General features: G+C 67.7%; 16 protein-coding genes and 1 riboswitch. Of the genes, 5 read left to right on the top strand and 11 right to left on the bottom strand.

What is annotated here, in order from left to right; translation table 11 throughout:
- Positions 1–157 precede the first annotated feature (157 nt).
- Complete coding sequence (locus tag AC07PF_RS23740) at positions 158–559, bottom strand: hypothetical protein (RefSeq protein WP_007861387.1); 402 nt, start codon at positions 557–559, stop codon at positions 158–160.
- Positions 560–683: 124 nt separating this feature from the next.
- Positions 684–1,586, bottom strand: coding sequence for a LysR family transcriptional regulator (locus AC07PF_RS23735; protein WP_007861380.1), 903 nt, complete (start codon positions 1,584–1,586; stop codon positions 684–686).
- Between the two features lie 108 nt (positions 1,587–1,694).
- Here AC07PF_RS23735 and AC07PF_RS23730 point away from each other — a divergent pair, with 108 nt between their 5' ends.
- Positions 1,695–2,336, top strand: coding sequence for an NAD(P)-dependent oxidoreductase (locus AC07PF_RS23730; RefSeq protein WP_494613498.1), 642 nt, complete (start codon positions 1,695–1,697; stop codon positions 2,334–2,336).
- Between the two features lie 105 nt (positions 2,337–2,441).
- A complete protein-coding gene (locus tag AC07PF_RS23725) occupies positions 2,442–3,377 on the top strand; it encodes a class I SAM-dependent methyltransferase (RefSeq protein WP_494613497.1) in 936 nt (311 codons plus the stop codon).
- A 25-nt stretch (positions 3,378–3,402) separates the two neighbouring features.
- Here AC07PF_RS23725 and AC07PF_RS23720 read toward each other — a convergent pair whose 3' ends face one another.
- The 7 genes from AC07PF_RS23720 to AC07PF_RS23690 all read right to left on the bottom strand — a co-directional run bounded on the left by AC07PF_RS23720 (position 3,403) and on the right by AC07PF_RS23690 (position 10,452).
- Positions 3,403–3,744 carry a low molecular weight protein tyrosine phosphatase family protein gene (locus AC07PF_RS23720; protein WP_494613526.1) on the bottom strand — a complete coding sequence of 114 codons (342 nt, stop codon included), beginning with the start codon at positions 3,742–3,744 and terminating at the stop codon, positions 3,403–3,405.
- A 263-nt stretch (positions 3,745–4,007) separates the two neighbouring features.
- Positions 4,008–4,328 (bottom strand): hypothetical protein, encoded by a 321-nt coding sequence (locus AC07PF_RS23715; RefSeq protein WP_494613496.1) that lies wholly within the window; start codon positions 4,326–4,328, stop codon positions 4,008–4,010.
- Positions 4,329–4,432: 104 nt separating this feature from the next.
- A complete protein-coding gene (locus AC07PF_RS23710) occupies positions 4,433–5,713 on the bottom strand; it encodes a TRAP transporter large permease subunit (RefSeq protein ID WP_494613495.1) in 1,281 nt (426 codons plus the stop codon).
- Positions 5,710–6,294: a TRAP transporter small permease gene (locus AC07PF_RS23705; protein WP_145695266.1), complete on the bottom strand. Its 585-nt coding sequence runs from the start codon at positions 6,292–6,294 to the stop codon at positions 5,710–5,712. The genes AC07PF_RS23710 and AC07PF_RS23705 overlap by 4 nt, the downstream gene beginning before the upstream one ends.
- A 24-nt stretch (positions 6,295–6,318) precedes the next feature.
- Positions 6,319–7,533 (bottom strand): fumarylacetoacetate hydrolase family protein, encoded by a 1,215-nt coding sequence (locus AC07PF_RS23700; RefSeq protein ID WP_494613494.1) that lies wholly within the window; start codon positions 7,531–7,533, stop codon positions 6,319–6,321.
- A gap of 50 nt (positions 7,534–7,583) precedes the next feature.
- The gene (locus AC07PF_RS23695; RefSeq protein WP_494613493.1) at positions 7,584–9,365 is read right to left on the bottom strand and encodes an IlvD/Edd family dehydratase; all 1,782 of its coding nucleotides are present in this window, start codon (positions 9,363–9,365) and stop codon (positions 7,584–7,586) included.
- 76 nt (positions 9,366–9,441) lie between these two features.
- Positions 9,442–10,452, bottom strand: a complete 1,011-nt coding sequence (locus AC07PF_RS23690; RefSeq protein WP_145695269.1) for a TRAP transporter substrate-binding protein — start codon at positions 10,450–10,452, stop codon at positions 9,442–9,444.
- A gap of 148 nt (positions 10,453–10,600) precedes the next feature.
- Between AC07PF_RS23690 and AC07PF_RS23685 the strand changes: the two genes are divergently transcribed.
- The 3 genes from AC07PF_RS23685 (at position 10,601) to AC07PF_RS23675 (ending at position 13,164) form a co-directional block, all read left to right on the top strand.
- Positions 10,601–11,578, top strand: a complete 978-nt coding sequence (locus AC07PF_RS23685) for a LysR family transcriptional regulator (protein WP_494613492.1) — start codon at positions 10,601–10,603, stop codon at positions 11,576–11,578.
- Between the two features lie 123 nt (positions 11,579–11,701).
- A complete protein-coding gene (locus tag AC07PF_RS23680) occupies positions 11,702–12,187 on the top strand; it encodes a hypothetical protein (RefSeq protein ID WP_494613491.1) in 486 nt (161 codons plus the stop codon).
- Between the two features lie 84 nt (positions 12,188–12,271).
- Positions 12,272–12,467: riboswitch (FMN riboswitch) on the top strand.
- 181 nt (positions 12,468–12,648) lie between these two features.
- Positions 12,649–13,164 (top strand): 6,7-dimethyl-8-ribityllumazine synthase, encoded by a 516-nt coding sequence (locus tag AC07PF_RS23675; RefSeq protein ID WP_145695270.1) that lies wholly within the window; start codon positions 12,649–12,651, stop codon positions 13,162–13,164.
- A gap of 23 nt (positions 13,165–13,187) precedes the next feature.
- Here the strand turns inward: AC07PF_RS23675 and AC07PF_RS23670 are convergent, their stop codons facing one another.
- Both AC07PF_RS23670 and AC07PF_RS23665 read right to left on the bottom strand, forming a co-directional pair.
- The gene (locus tag AC07PF_RS23670; protein WP_494613490.1) at positions 13,188–14,789 is read right to left on the bottom strand and encodes a methyl-accepting chemotaxis protein; all 1,602 of its coding nucleotides are present in this window, start codon (positions 14,787–14,789) and stop codon (positions 13,188–13,190) included.
- 194 nt (positions 14,790–14,983) lie between these two features.
- On the bottom strand, positions 14,984–16,237 hold the full coding sequence (locus tag AC07PF_RS23665; protein WP_494613489.1) for a CaiB/BaiF CoA transferase family protein: 1,254 nt from the start codon (positions 16,235–16,237) through the stop codon (positions 14,984–14,986).
- Positions 16,238–16,281 lie beyond the last annotated feature (44 nt).

Raw genomic sequence — 16,281 nt, 5'->3', positions numbered from 1 at the left:
GCGTTGTACTTGGTCGCCATGCGTCGAACGAGCGCGGCCTGGGCCAGCGACCGCCGCGCAAGGGCCGCCCCGCCGCGCTGGCGGTGTCCCCCTTCCCGAATGGCGCAGCCATTCGAGAGAAGGGGGAAGGCGCGAAGCGACTCAGGGGGTTGTTGTCTCATGCGATGGTGGTGACGTTTTCGCGGAAGTAGTCCACCTGGCCATCCCGTGAGTGGCTCACGATCCAGGTCAGGCTTTCCACCTCCCGCTGTTGTACCGCATAAAAGAAGCGCTGGTGGAACTGCGTGAGCACCCAGTCGTTGCCCAGCGGCTGGCTGTGGGTGTGCAGGATCTGCGTGCCCCGGGGAAACACCTCCACCGCCAGGCGCTGCAGCAGGGTGATCAGGCCCTGCTTGTCGCCGGCCACCTGCCAGCTGGTGTCGGCGCCGTCGCGGTAATGGTCGATGCGCAGGTCCACGTCGTCGGCCACCTGGGCCAGCAGGGTAGGCACGTCGCCGCGCGCAAAGGCGGCGATCACCTGGTCGATGGGGTAGGTGGGGGTGGCGGGGTTCGTCGTCATGGCAAGGCTCCTTGGGGGAAGAAAGAAGCCGCGACTGTAGGCAGGCCACTGCGCCCGCACAACGATGGAATTTATGGCCCGTGGCGATAAAAAACCGATGGATGTCCAGGGGCCCCTGCGGGGCTCAATCCAGCATGCCGGGGACCTGGCGCAGGTAACTGTGCAGCGCCGCAATCGCCTGGCGCACCTTGGCGGGCTGCGCGTCGCGCTGGGGCGTCACGGCCCAGACGTCGAGCGTGCCCAGATCCCACTGCGGCAGCAGGCGCACCAGGCGGCCCGATTGCAGTGCATCGTGCACGTCGCTGCTGCCCAGCATGGCCACGCCCAGCCCAGCTTCGCACATCTGCTGCAGCGAGAGCTGGTTGTTGCTGGCGATGCGCGGCTCCATGCGCAGCGCGCGCGCCTCGCCGTGGTGGTTGCGCAGCTCGGCGAACATGCCCTCGCCATCGCGCACCAGGCCCAGCCAGGCGTGCGAGAGCAGGGCGTCGGGGTGCTGGGGCAGGCCGTGGCGCGCCACCCAGTCGGCCGAGGCGCAGAGGTAGACGTTCATCGCGCACAGGCGCCGTGCCGCCCAGCTCGAATCCTGCAGCCGGCCAAAGCGCACGGCCAGGTCGACGCGGGCGTTGATGAGGTCGATGGGCGCGTCGTCCACCAACAGGCGCAGGCGCAGCGCCGGGTGGGCCGCCAGCATGTCACCCAGTGCCGGTGCGATGTGCCGGGCAAAGCCCACCGTGGCCGACAGGCGCAGTTCGCCGCTCGGTGCATCGCGCGAGGCCGCCAGTTCGGCCCGCGCCTGCTCGGCCGCCGCCCACATGGCCGCGCAGCGCGCGTGGTAGCGCTGGCCGGCCTCGGTCAGCGCCAGCTGGCGCGTGGAGCGGTGCAGCAGGGTCACGCCGCCATCGCTTTCGAGCTTGCGCACCTGCTGGCTCACGGCCGAGGTGCTCATGCCCAGGGCGCGCGCCGCCCCGCTCATCGAGCCGTGCTGCACCACGGCGGCGAACACGGCCATGCGTTTCAGGTCGTCCATAGGGTCTTTGTGAAGCTGTACTTCAAGGTGAAGGTGGTTTTTGGGCTCTACCGCCTTCTTTGACAAGCTCATATTCTCACTTCATCGCTTCAACCAACGGAGAATCCTATGAAAATCGCCCTGATCGGCGCCACCGGCTTTGTCGGCTCGGCCGTGCTCGAAGAACTGCTGCGCCGCCAGCACCAGGTGACCGCCCTGGCCCGCAACCCCGGCAAGATCGCCGCCCGCGAAGGCCTCACCGTGGTGCAGGCCGACGCGCAGGACGCCGCCCAGGTCGCCCAGGCCGTGGCCGGCCAGGACGCCGTGGTCAACGCCTACAACCCCGGCTGGACCGTGCCCGACATCCACGACCAGTTCCTCATTGGCACGCGCGCCATCTATGCGGGCGTGAAGCAGGCGGGCGTCAAGCGCCTGCTGGTGGTGGGCGGTGCGGGCAGCCTGTACGTGGCGCCCGGCGTGCAACTGGTGGATACGCCCAACTTCCCCGCCGAGTACAAGCCGGGCGCCCTGGCCGCCCGCGAGGCGTTCAACCTGATCCGCAATGAGAGCACGCTGGACTGGACCTTCCTCTCGCCCCCCATCCTGCTGGCCCCCGGCGAGCGCACCGGCCAGTACCGCCTGGGCACCGATGCACCGCTGATGAACGGCGAAGCCCCCGGCGGCATCAGCGTGGCCGACCTGGCCGTGGCCATCGCCGACGAGCTGGAGAACCCGCGCCACGTGCAGCAGCGCTTCACCGTGGCGAGCTGATCGCCTTCGGCCAGGGGGCTGAAAGGCACACGCCCGGCATCGCCGGGCGTTTTGCATTGTGCGCAGTGCATACACTCCCTGCTCCGTGTTGCCCCCTTCCTCCTGATGCAAGCCCTGTTGAACGCCATCGCCACGATGGCCCCCCTGCCCACCGACGCCCAGCGCGTGTTCCATGGCCGCGGCGGCCTGTACCCGGGCTGCGAGCACTGGGTGCTGGACGTCTTCCCGCCCGTATGGGTGCTCACCAGCTTCCAACCCGTGGCCGAGGAGGACCTGGCCACCGTCGGCACCGCCCTGGCCGCGCGCTGGGAGCAGTTGCACCCGGGCGAGCCGCTGAACTGGGTCTTCCAGACCCGGCACGAGGGCCGCAGCGAGACCCGGCTGATGGCCGGCAGCGTGCCCGACCCGCATGTGGTGAGCGAGCAGGGCGCGCGCTTTCGCGTGCACGTGGCCCGCGGCCAGAACCATGGCCTGTTCCTCGACATGGCCGAGGGCCGCCGCTGGGTGCGCGACTACGCCGCCGCGCGCAGCACCGACCGCTATGGCCTCAAGGTGCTCAACCTGTTCGCCTACACCTGCGCCTTCTCGGTGGTGGCCCTGCAGGCCGGCGCCAAGCAGGTGGTCAACGTGGACATGGCCCAGGGCGCCATCGCCATCGGCCAGCAGAACCACCAGCTCAACGGCCTCACCACCGGCGCGAGCTTCCTCGCGCACGACATCTTTTCCACATGGGGCAAGATCACGCGCGGCGGGCCCTATGGCCTGGTGATCGTGGACCCGCCGAGTTTCCAGCGCGGCAGTTTCGTCGCCACCAAGGACTACGCGCGCCTGATGCGCCGCCTGCCCGACCTGCTGATCCCGGGCGGCCATGCGCTGCTGTGCCTGAACGCGCCCGAACTGGACACGGCCTTTTTGCAGGACCAGATGCGCGAGATCGCGCCCGAACTGGAGTTTGTCGAGCGCGTGGCCAATCCGGCCGTGTTTGCCGATGTATCGGAGGAGCGCTCGCTCAAGGTGCTGGCCTACCGCATGGCGGACTGATCAGCCGCCGCTCACGTGGGAGTGTTCAAGGCGTGGTGTCGCCATCGATTCCCAGAATGGCACCGACCGAGCGCTCCAGTTCTGCCACCAGATCCGGGTCCATGTACTGGTACTCGTCGGGGATGTCGAGCACGTGGATGGGCTTGTGCGCAAGGACGCTGCCGAACTCTGCCAGGAGCCGGGATTTGTGCTTTTCTTCCATCACGAAGATGGCCTGGGCCCACTGCAAGTCCCGTTCGGACACGGGGTGCCGTGCGTTGGGGCTGGTGCCCGCAGACCGCACGGACAGCTGGGGATGGTTGCGCCAGACTTTTTCGGCGGTAGGACTGCGCCACTGGTTGCGGCTGCAGATGAACAGTACCTGCAGGCGCGGTTCGGGTGGTACCTCAGGATGGCGCTGGCGGTCTTGCAGCAGTGGGCCGGGAGGTGGTTCGCCAGCGGCGGCGAGCTGTTCAGGGCTGGGCGCCCGCGCGCGTTGCACGGCCTGGCGGTAGCGGATTTTCCAGTCCCGGTCGCGCTGGGGGTCAGGGGGCATGCACAAGAGGTCGCAGTGGGGTCATCGGCGGACTGTAGCGCCACTGCGACGTGTTTCCAAGCCGGGTGTGCGGCGCCTGCAACATCCCGGCAGGGTCATTGGATGGCGCGGGCGTGGCGCTCCTTGAGCTTCGCCACTTCCTTCACCTGCATTCGGAAGGCCGCCACGGCGTCTTTCGACTCTTCGTCCCAGGAATCGGTCTTCATGTGCTGCAGCACGGCCAGGAGTGCGTCGCTGAGCTGCCCGATCTGGCGGCCGTAGCTGCCCACGTCCTCGATGATCTTTTGCTCGAGCGCAGGGTCCGAGGACTTGCCCATGTTGATGTTGATGAGGCCCACCTGGCCCATCGTCATCTTCGTCCAGTACTGGAAGGCCTGGTTCACGGGGCCGGACAAGGGCATGTGGAAATCGGGCATGGCGCATCTCTCCTCTGAGGTTGGTGGCCGCAGAAGAAGGGATTGCAAGCCAAAAGCCGGCCAGCAGCCAGAAAATTCTGGCAATCCCCGGCCCGAGGCACGCCTCAGCCTGTGAACCAGCGCAGCGGCGCCAGCACCGTTTGCGGAAACAGCACCATGATGAACATCACGGCAAACTCGGCTGCCATGAAGGGCAGCACGCCGCGCGTGACCTCGTCCATCTTCATGCGCCCCACGCCGGCCACCACGTTCAGGATGGTGCCCACCGGCGGGGTGACCAGGCCGATCGAGTTGTTGATGATGAACAGCACGCCGAAGTAGACCGGGTCGATCCCTGCCGCCTTGATCACGGGCATCAGCACCGGCGTCAGGATCAGGATGGTGGGCGTCATGTCCATCGCGGTGCCCACCAGCATCACCAGCACCATGATCGCGATCAGCAGCAGGGTCTGGTTGCCCATGAAGGGCTTGAGCAGCTCGACCATCTGGGCCGGCAGGTTGGCCACCGTGATCAGCCAGGACGACACCATGGCCGCAGCCACGAGGAACATCACCACGGCGGTGGTCTTGGCCGCGGTGGTGAAGATCGGCAGCAGGGCGGACAGCGGCAGCTCGCGGTAGATCACGCTGGCCACGAACAGCGAGTACACGGCCGCCACCACGGCTGCCTCGGTCGGCGTGAAGACCCCCATGCGCAGGCCCACCAGGATGAACACCGGCAGCGTCAGGGCCCAGACCGATTCGCGGGCCGCGCGCCAGATCTCGGCCGCGCTCTTCTTTTCGGGCAGGGCGAGGGCCTCCTTGCGCCCCACCCACCACCAGGTGACCGCCAGGCCCATGCCGATCATGATGCCGGGAACAATGCCGGCGATGAACAGCTTGCTGATCGAGACATTGGCCGCCACGCCGAAGATCACGAAGCCGATGCTCGGTGGAATGATGGGGCCGATGACGCCCGAGGCCGCGATCAGCCCGCCCGACACCTCCTTCTTGTGCCCGGCCTTGACCATCATGGGCAGCAGCAGCGCCGTCAAGGCCGCAGCGTCGGCCACGGCCGAGCCCGACAGCGAGGACAGCAGGCACGCCGCCAGGATCACCACATACCCGAGGCCGCCCTTGACGTGCCCCACCAGGGCCAGTGCGAAGTTCACGATGCGCTGCGACAGGCCGCCCACGTTCATGATCTCGCCGGCCAGCATGAAGAAGGGCACGGCCAGCAGCGGAAAGCTGTCCGCGCCGTTGATGAAGTTCTGCGCCAGGATCTGGGCATCGAACAGGTCGAGCTGCCACATCAGCCCGACGCCCGCCGCCAGCAGCGCATAGGCGATGGGGATGCCCAGGGCCATGGCGCCGATCAGGCCGCCGAGAAAAATCAGCACGGTCATGCTCTTGCCCCTGGCTTGTGGTTGGCAGCGTTCTCGCGGGCGAGTTCGGCCTGCAGGGCCTCCAGCTCCGCCTGCTCTTCGGATTCCTTGACCATCACCAGGTCGTCCTCGCGGACCTTGCCGGTCAGTACCCGCAGCAACTGCAGCACCAGCAGGAAGCCGGCGCACACGGAGAACACCACGCCAGATGCATAGAAGAAGGCCATCGAGGCCCCGGTGACCGGTGCCTCCACGTCCCAGTTGATCACCATCTGCTTCCAACTTCCGACAAGGAAGAGCCAGGTGAGGTAGAGCATCAGCACCTGCCCGAGCACCATGCAGACTTTCTTGCCCTTGACGGGCAGCCGGGACACCAGCATGTCCGTGCCCAGGTGGGCGTTCTCCTTGAGGGCCGCCACAGCGCCCAGGAAGGTGATCCAGATGAACAGCCAGCGTGAGAGCTCTTCGCTGACCGTGATGCCGGAGTTGAAAACGTAGCGCAGCACCACGTTGCCGAAGACCAGCACCACCATCACGGCAAGCGCCAGCGCGATGAGCAGGTTGATGGCCCGCACGTAGCGGTCGATAAAGCTGTCGAGCATGCTTGGCTCCTTGTTGGCCGTGCTTCAGAGCTGCGTTGGGTTCAGCAGGCCGCGCGCCGCCAGGTTGGCGATGAAGGCCCTGATCCCGAAGCGCCACGGCGGGGCCGTCTCGCTGTGGGTCACAGTGTTGTGCAGGGCACCGAGCCAGGCGCTGTGGATGGTGACCTTGTCGCCCAGTTGGTGGGTGAAGCCGCCGCCGGGCTGGTCGCGGTCCTCGATGGGGGCGAACAGGGTGCCCAGGAACAGCATGAAGCCATCGGGGTACTGGTGCGCGGCCAGGGTCTGGGCCACCAGATCGGCCGGGTCGCGGCTGATGCTGGCCATGGTGTTGATGCCGCGCAGCGTGAAACCGTCCAGGCCCTCCACGCGCAGGTGCACGGTCTCGCTGCGCACCTGGTCCAGGCCGAAGCTGGCATCGAACAGGCGGATGAACGGACCGATGGCGCACGAGGCGTTGTTGTCCTTGGCCTTGCCCAGCAGCAGCGCGCTGCGGCCCTCGATGTCGCGCAGGTTGACGTCGTTGCCCAGGCTGGCGCCCACGATGTCCCCGCGGCTGTTCACCGCCAGCACCACTTCGGGTTCGGGGTTGTTCCAGGCCGAGTCGGCGCGGATGCCGATGTCCTCGCCCGTGCCCACCGAGGCCAGCACCGGGGCCTTGGTGAAGACCTCGGCGTCGGGGCCGATGCCCACTTCGAGGTACTGGGACCACAGGCCTTTTTGCTGCAGCAGGGCCTTCAGCGCCATGGCCTGGTCCGAGCCCGGCCGGATGTCGGCCAGGCTGTCGCCGATCAGGCCGACCACCTGGCTGCGCAGGCCTTGCGCGCGGCTGGCGTCGCCCCGGGCCTGCTCTTCGATCACGCGTTCGATCAGGCTGGCCGCAAAGGTCACGCCCGCGGCCTTCACCACCTGCAGGTCGCAGGGCGCCAGCAGCCAGGGGCGTGCGGTATCGCGCAGGCCAGGCTGGCTGTTGGCCAGCAGGTCGGGCACGCTGCACAGGTACTGGCCCGGGGTGGTCCGTGCTGCTTCGGCGGGGTCGGGCATGTCCAGCAGGGTGCTCATGGTGGGGTAGCGACCGCTCAGGTCGTAGACGCCATCGGCGCGCAGCGCCACCACGGCAGGGCCGGGGGGGCGGCCCGGCGTCCAGGCGCGGCCCACCAGGGTGCCGGCCAGGCCGTCGTCGGGCAGGGTATGGGCGTGCGTCGCCGCACCGGCCACGGCGGCCGCTGTTGTGTCACTCATCGGTAGTCCTTGAAAAGTTCGAGATCGGTGCCAACCCGCCTCGGGGCTGGTCAGTGGTTGTGGCGCGGCGTGTTCTCGGCAATGCGGCGGTAGTCGAGGGCAAAGTCCAGCGTGGCGCCGTCGACCAGTTGCCCGGTCTTCTCGCGGTACAGCGCCTCCCAGGGGGACTGGCTTCGGGGCACCGGCGGCGGTGGCAGCTCGCGGCGGCGGCGTGCAATCTCTTCGGGCGCCACCAGCGCATCGCAGCGGCCGGCCGCCAGATCGATGCGCAGGGTGTCGCCGCTCTGCAGCCAGGACAGGCCGCCGCCCACCGCGCTCTCGGGCGAGGCGTTGAGGATCGAGGGGCTGTCGGCCGTGCCCGACTGGCGTCCGTCCCCCAGGGTCGGCAAGGTGGTGATGCCGCGGCGGATCAGGGCGTCGGGCGGCTGCATGTTGACCACTTCGGCCGAACCCGGCCAGCCGATGGGGCCGGCGCCGCGCATCACCAGGATGCAGCCCTCGTCGATGCCCAGCGCCGGGTCGTTGATGCGTGCGTGGTAGTCGTCGGCACCATCGAACACCACGGCGCGGGCCTCGAAGATGCCTTCGGCACCGGGCCGGCTCAGGTAGCGCTGGCGAAAGGCCTCGGAAATCACCGAAGTCTTCATGATCCCGAAGTCGAACAGATTGCCCCGGAGCACCAGGAAGCCGGCCTTGTGCATCAGGGGCGCCTCGAAGGGGAAGATCACCTCGCGGTCGCGCGTCTCGCGGCCCTGCAGGTTGTCGGCCACGGTCTTGCCGGTCACGCTCAGGCAATCGCCGCGCAGGCGCCCGGCCTGCTGCAGCTCCCACATCAGTGCCGGCACGCCCCCGGCGCGAAAGAAGCGCTCGCCCAGGAACTTGCCGGCCGGCTGCATATTGAGCAGCAGCGGCAGGTCGTAGGCGTGTTCGGTCCAGTCCTCTGCCCGCAGGTCCACGCCGGCATGCCGCGCCATGGCCATGATGTGCACCTGCGCGTTGCTGGAGCCGCCGGCCACGCTGACCACCGACAAAGCATTGAGAAAGCTGTCGCGGGTCAGGACGCGCGAGGGCCGCAGGTCCTCGAAGGCCATCTCGACGATGCGCCGCCCGGTCTCGTACGCCATCTGGCCGCGTTCGCGGTAGGGCGCGGGGATGGCGGCACAGCCCGGCAACGACAGGCCCAGGGCCTCGGCCACCGCGTTCATGGTGGAGGCTGTGCCCATGGTGTTGCAATGGCCCGCAGAGGGCGCGCTGCTGCAGGCGCGCTGCAGAAATTCCTCCTCGCCGATCTCGCCGGCAGCCAACTGGCGGCGGCTGCGCCAGATCACGGTGCCCGAGCCCACGAGCTCGCCATCGTGCCAGCCATCCAGCATGGGCCCGCCCGACAGCACGATGGCCGGGATGTCCACGGTCGAGGCCGCCATGATCCCCGCCGGCGTGGTCTTGTCGCAGCCCGTGGTCAGCACCACGGCATCGATGGGGTAGCCATACAGGATCTCGACCAGGCCCAGGTAGGCCAGGTTGCGGTCCAGCGCGGCGGTGGGGCGGCGGCAGTTCTCGAAGATCGGGTGCACCGGGAATTCCATCGGAATGCCGCCAGCATCGCGGATGCCGTCGCGCACGCGCCGCGCCAGGTCCACGTGGATGCGGTTGCAGGGCGACAGGTCGCTGCCGGTCTGGGCAATGCCGATGATGGGGCGGCCCGAGCGCAGTTCCTCGGGCGTGAGCCCGTAGTTCATGAAGCGTTCGAGGTACAGCGCGGTCATGTCCGAGCGCGCGGGGTCGGCGAACCATTCGCGCGACCGGAACGGGCGGCGGGGTGTCTTGTGCATGGCGTGGCTTGAAAGGGGAAAGACAGGAGAGGCTTCGCGCCGGCGCGCGGCAGTGCCCGCGCCGGCCGGGACCGGATCACTTGGCGGTGCCGCGCACCTTGGCCAGCTCGGCGTTCAGCTCGCCGGTGGTCTCTTCACCGAACTCCTTGCCGTACTTGGCCAGCACCGGCTGCAGCTTGGCGCGCATGCGGGCCTGCTCGGCCGGGGGCAGCTCGGTCACCTGCATGCCCGCTTTCTTGAGCTCGCCCAGGGCCTTGTCGCCGAAGGCGCGGATGGTCTTGCGCTCGAACAGGGTGGCCTCGCGCGCGGCCTCCTGCATGATCTTCTGCTCCTGGGCCGAGAGGCCGTCCCAGGCCTTCTTGGAGATCAGCAGCACCCAGGCACTGTACATGTGGCGCGACAGCACCAGGTGCTTTTGCACCTCGTAGAACTTGCTCGACAGGATGGTAGCGGGCGGGTTCTCCTGGCCGTCCACGGCGGCCTGCTCCATCGCCGAATACAGCTCGGTGAAGGGCATGGGCGTGGCGTTGGCGCCCAGGGCGTTGAAGGTGTCCAGGAACAGCGGGCTCTGGATCACGCGCAGCTTCAGGCCGGCCAAGTCGTCGGCCTTGGTGATAGCGCGGCGCGAATTGGTGACGTGGCGAAAGCCGTTCTCCCAGAACCCCAGGCCCACCAGGCCTTTTTCCGGCAGCTTGGCCAGCAGCTTCTGGCCGAAGGGGCCATCGAGCACGGCATCGGCCTCCTGCTCGTTGTTGAAGGTCAGCGGCAGGTTCAGCACGCCGAAGGGCTTGATCAGCGACATCAGGGTCGAGCTGTCGGGCACCGTCATCTCCAGGGTGCCGCCGCGCAGCGCCGAGGTCATGGTCACATCGTTGCCCAGCGAGCCGCTGGCATACAGCCTGGCCACCAGCTTGCCGCCGCTCTTGGCCGACAACTGCTCGGCAAAGTGCTTGACGGCCAGTGCCTGGGGGTGGTCGTCGTTCAGGCCGATGCCGACCTTGAACACGTGTTCCTTGGTCTGCGCAGATACCGGGGCGGCCAGGGCGGCCATGAGCGTGGCCGCCAGGGCCAATGTTGTGAACTTCATGAATGTCTCCAAATATGGAATGGCTTGGACACGATGGGATGGCCCATCGGCACCTTCAGGTCTCTGGCGGACCCTCCTGGACGCAGGGCAGAGATTAGGTTTTGGGCCTGCCCGGGTCCACTCACTTTTTTGCTAGCATCCATTCCAAATGCTTATGACTTCAGGTCCGTTCCCGGGCAAGCCCCTGTCCATGGCCCAGGCCTGCGCGCGGCTGCGCTTTCGGCACCTGCAGTTTCTGGACATCCTGGGCCAGACACGCAACCTGCGCCTGACGGCCGAGCAGATGCACATCACCCAGCCGGCGGCCACCAAGATCCTGATGGACATCGAGGAGATCCTGGAGTCCCGCCTGTTCGAGCGTCTCTCGCGCGGCATGCGGCCCAACGAGCTGGGCCTTTTCACCTTGCGCTATGCCGCGTCCTCGCTGGCCGGGCACCGCAAATTCGTCGAGGAGTTCAATGCGCTCAAGCAAGGCGGGCATGGCCACCTCACGATAGGCGCCATCACGGGGTCCGCCGCGCACGTGCTGATCGCCTCCGTGGCCGAGATACAGCGGCTGCGCCCGCTGCTGGTGCTCAAGGTGCTGGAGCAGAGCAGCGACCAGCTCGTCGCCTGGCTGGAAGAGCGCAAGATCGACCTCATGATCGGGCGCTTCACCGACGATGCGCAGAGAACGCAGTTCCAGTACGAGCGCCTGTCCAGCGAGCCGCTGCAGGTGGTGGCGGGCGTGCACCACCCGCTGCGCGGCGCGCGCGACCTGGGCATGGCGGAGCTGTCCCACTGGCCCTGGATTCTCTACCCCGCTTCCACGGCCTTGCGCAAGGTGTCCGACGACATCTTCGGGCGCAACGGGCTGGCCCTCGCCTCGGGCGTGGTCGAGACCCCTTCCTTCCTGTTCGCGCTGGAGATGATGCAGGCCACCGACATGCTCTCGCTGCAGCCTTCGGCCCTGGTGGAACGCTACATCCACAAGGGGCTGCTGGCGCGCATCCCGGTGGAACTGCCGGACCGCATGCCGGACTACGGCCTCATCACGCGGCTGGGCGAGTCGCCCACGCCGGCCGCGCAGGCGTTCATCGACGTGCTGCGCGAAGCGGCGGCCCCGCCCACCGAGGCTGCACCGTGAGCGAGCCGCCTGCAGTACCCCAGGCGCTCCATCGATAACAAAAGGTTATTCGAAAATGGACGCGGCCACCGGCCAGTATGCTCTGCGCCCTTTCTCCCATTGAATCCTTGCGGGACCTCCCCCATGCCAGACGACCAGGACATCCCCGAACCCATCAACGAAGCGCGCCTGTGGAGCGACGAGCGCTGGATGGCGCGCGTCATCAAGAACGAGGACGACGATGGCTGGGCCGTGTCCATGACCCTGCACGGCGAGGCCGAGCCGGCGCTGGTGGGGCCCTGGACCATGGGGCGCGACAAGAAGAACCCCAAGCCGCTCGACGTCTCGGCGTTCAACACCCTGGTGAAGACAGCCAGCGAAGTGCTGCGCCGCCACGAGCAGCAGCTGCACGCCCAGCTCAACAAGAACCTCGCCATCACCACGGCGCAGGGCCAGCGCCTGCGCGTGGCGCTGGCCATCGTGCCCGACGAGGAGGGCGCCACGGCGACGCTGAGCGCACAGGACGAACTGGGCGAGGAGCTGGCGCGCGTGCCCGTGTCGCCCGGCTTCAAGCTCACCGTGGCGACTGCCACGGCCTGGGTCGAGGGCGGGTTCGAGAAGCCACGTTGACGGCGCTGCAGGTCCTGCAGGCGACTGCACGATCTCAGGGTTTGCCCTAGAATAAATCCGTCGGACTGAAAACCTTCGGTCCGGCAGCGTTCTCAGGGCGGGGTGCAATTCCCCACCGGCGGTATCTGTGCAGTCTTGGGCCATTCAGGGCAGTGCAGGAGCCCGCGAGCGCCTGCAGCAACTGGCTGGTGTCTTCGGATGCATGCCAGGAGCGGCGGGGTCAGCAGATCTGGTGCGATGCCAGAGCCGACGGTCACAGTCCGGATGAAAGAGATCGCGAAGCCATGGGCCCTGCCGCCGGTGTGGGCGCCCGCGTGGATGCATTGCCGCTTCGGTGCGGCCGGCCTTCGGGTCGGCGGGTGCTGCAGGTGCGGGCCCGCGCGTGCGCCATGCCGTGTGCAGACGCCTTGTTCGCGCGCGCCCTGATTCTGGTAATCCTTTTCTTTCGTACGAGAAAATCCATGAATCAGCCTCTCCCTCCCCATGCAGTCACGGCCATTGCCGGCAGCGGCGCCCCTCGCGGCGAACGCGTCGCGGTGATCTGCGCCAGCTGGCACCGGGACATCGTCCACCAGGCCCGCGATGCGGCCGTGGCGGAATTCGGCCGCAATGGCCTGCCTGCGGGCCAGGTCGAGCATTTCGACGTGCCCGGCGCCTTCGAGATCCCGCTTCTGGCCAAGAAGCTTGCGCAAAGTGGGCGCTATGACGCCATCGTGGCCTGCGCCCTGGTGGTCAACGGCGGCATCTACCGCCACGAGTTCGTGACCACGGCCGTCATCGACGGCCTGATGCGCGTGCAGCTCGACACCGAGGTGCCGGTGATGTCTGCCGTGCTCACGCCGCGCGACTTCCATGAGCACGAAGAGCATGTGCGCTTCTTCCGCGAGCACTTCGTGAAGAAGGGCACGGAAGTGGCCCAGGCCTGCCTGGCCACCATGGCCCATCTGCGCGCGCTGGAGCCAGCGCACGGGGATTGATGAACGGGTAGGCGGTCCGCTCCTCAGCCTGCTGCCAGCCTGGGGATCCGCTGCGAGGGCGCGATCTGGGCCCCGCTGCCCTGGGCCTGGCCTGCACCCGGGTGCAGGCGAAACACCGCCACGGCCTGCACCAGTTGCTGGGCCTGCACCTTGAGGCTGTCGGCCGCAGCCGCGCTTTCCTCCACGAGGGCCGCGTTCTGTTGCGTGGCCTGGTCCATCTGCGTGATGGCCTCGCCCACCTGCGACACGCCCAGGCTCTGCTCATTGCTGGCCGCACTGATCTCGCCCACGATGTCCGTCACGCGGCGGATCGATGCCACCACCTCGGTCATGGTGGCCCCCGCCTTGTCGACCAGGGTCGTGCCCAGCTCGACCCGCTCCACGCTGGCGTGGATCAGGCTCTTGATCTCCTTGGCCGCCTCGGCACTGCGGCCGGCCAGGCTGCGCACCTCGCTGGCCACCACGGCAAAGCCGCGGCCTTGCTCTCCGGCTCGGGCGGCTTCCACCGCCGCGTTCAGCGCCAGGATGTTGGTCTGGAACGCAATGCCGTCGATCACGCTGATGATGTCGGAGATCTTCTTGCTGCTGTCGTTGATGCCCTTCATGGTCTTCACCACCTCGGACACCACGTCACCGCCCTGCACGGCCACGGTGGAGGCATTGAGCGCCAGCTGGTTGGCCTGGCGGGCGTTGTCGGCATTGGCCTGCACGGTGGAGTTGAGTTCTTCCATCGAGGCTGAGGTCTCTTCGAGCGCACTGGCCTGCTGCTCGGTGCGGGCCGACAGGTCGTTGTTGCCCTGGGCGATCTCGGCACTGGCCAGGGCCACGCTGTCGGCATTGGTGCGCACATTGCTCACCACGCTGGACAGGCTGCCCTGCATGGCATACAGGGCGTTGAGCAACTGGGCGATCTCGTCCCGGCCGCGCACCTCGGTGGCCACCGTGAGGTCGCCGCCCGCCACGGCCTGCGACACCAGAACGGCATTGCCCAGCGGCTGCGTCACGGTGCGGCTGAACACGATGGCGCCGCCGATGCCCAAAGCGCACACCACCAGCATCACTGCCAGGCTGATGGTGGTGGCCTGCGATGCGGTAGCGGCCGCGCGGTCGGCCACACCGGTACTGGCCTTGCCGATCAGCTCGCCCGCCTGGTCGAGCAACTGGGAGGGCTCGCGGTCCATGCCCTGCACGGCCTTGTCGCCGGTTTCCACATCCTGCCCGGCGGCCTTGAAGGCCTCGAAACCCTTGCGGTAGGCCGCACCCATGCGCTCGTGGGCCTGCACGAACTTCGCCACATGCTCGCGTCCCTCGCCCGGGGGCAGGGCGGCCAGCAGCTTCTGCGCCTGGTCGCTGACCGACTTTTCCTGCTTTTCAAAGGCAGCCCAGTAGCGCGTGAGCTGGGCCGGGTCCTTGCCGCGGATCAGCACGTTCTTCCATTCCTGCACCTGCACCTTGAAGCCATTGAGCACATCCGACGCCATGCGTTCGTGCTGGAAGCTTTGCGCCACGGCGGTCTGGTAGGTATCGAGGGCCTGGTTCAGGCGGCTGATGCCGAACATGGCGGCTGCAAACAGCAGCAACAGCGACGCGGTAAAGGCCAGGGGGAGCTTGAGGCTGAGCTTCATGACGGGACTCCTTGGATTCCACAGATCACCGCAGCCTGGCAGTCGGGATGCCAGGGCACTCCACTGCATTATGGGCGTTGTAAATGTTTGTGTCCGGCTTTTTTGCGGGACTGGCCGGTATCTGGCCTGTGCCCCGGAATGCAAAAGGCCTGGCTTGCAAGGCCAGGCCTGGGAGGGTCGGGCGTGCGCCGTGGTTACAGAACGCCGGCCGCCCGGAGCTGCGCAATGCGCGCCGCATCCAGCCCCAGTTCGGCCATCACCTCGTCCGTGTGCTGCCCCAGCGCCGGTGGCGCATTGCGCAGCGTGGGCGGGTTGGCCGACAGGCGCAGCGGGCTGGCAACGCCGGTGATGTGGGCCACGCCGTCGCCAGCCTCGCCGTCCTTCCAGCGCGGCAGGGCCACGGCCAGGCCGCGTGCCTTGACCTGGGCATCGTCGAAGGCCTGGGCAATGGTGTTGATCGGGCCACAGGGCACGGCCTTGTCTTCGAGCAGGGCGATCCAGTCGGCCGTGGTGCGCGTGCGCGTCAGGGCTTCCATGGCCGGGATCAGCTCGGCGCGGTGCTTCACGCGCAGCGTGTTGCTGGCAAAGCGCTCGTCGCTGGCCCACTGGGGCTGGCCGGCGGCGGCGCAAAAGCGCGCGAACTGGCCGTCGTTGCCGATGGCCAGCAGCATGGCGCCGTCCTGCGTAGGGAAGTCCTGGTAGGGCGCCAGGCTTGGATGGCTGTTGCCCTGGCGCGTGGGTGCATTGCCCGTGGCCAGAAAGCCCGCGGCCTGGTTGGCCAGGATGGCCATGCCCACGTCCAGCAGCGACATGTCGATGTGCTGGCCTTCGCCGGTGCGGTGGCGCACGTTGAGCGCGGCGACGATGGCCGTGCTGGCGTAGACACCGGTGAACAGGTCGGTCAGTGCCACGCCCACGCGCAGCGGGCCGCCGCCGGGCTCGGCGTCGCCCCGGCCAGTGATGCTCATCATGCCGGTCATGGCCTGGATCATCAGGTCGTAGCCTGCACGCTCGGCGTACGGCCCGTCCTGCCCGAAGCCGGTGACCGAGCAGTAGACCAGGCGCGGGTTCAGCGCGCGCAGGCTGGCGTGGTCCAGGCCGTATTGCTGGAGGCCTCCCACCTTGAAGTTCTCGACCACGATGTCGCTTTGCAGCGCCATGTCGCGGATCAGCTGCTGCCCCTCGGGCGTGGCCATGTCGATGGTCACCGAGCGCTTGTTGCGGTTGCAGGCCGTGAAGTAGCTGGCCTGCGTGGTGTCATTGCCCTGTGCATCCTTGAGGAAGGGAGGGCCCCAGTGGCGCGTGTCGTCGCCCGCGCCGGGGCGCTCCACCTTGACCACGTCAGCCCCCAGGTCTGCCAGGATCTGCGTGCACCACGGGCCCGCCAGCACGCGCGAGAGGTCCAGGACTTTGATGCCATCAAGGGCGCCGACAGGAGGTGTGCTCATAGGATTCGATCAGGAACTGCAAATCGTGAAAGGACAGACGGCCG

Source organism: Acidovorax sp. GW821-FHT10A04, from assembly GCF_059415825.1.
Note: the sequence above shows the minus strand (reverse complement) of the source record. Positions and strands in the feature narration are given on the sequence as shown.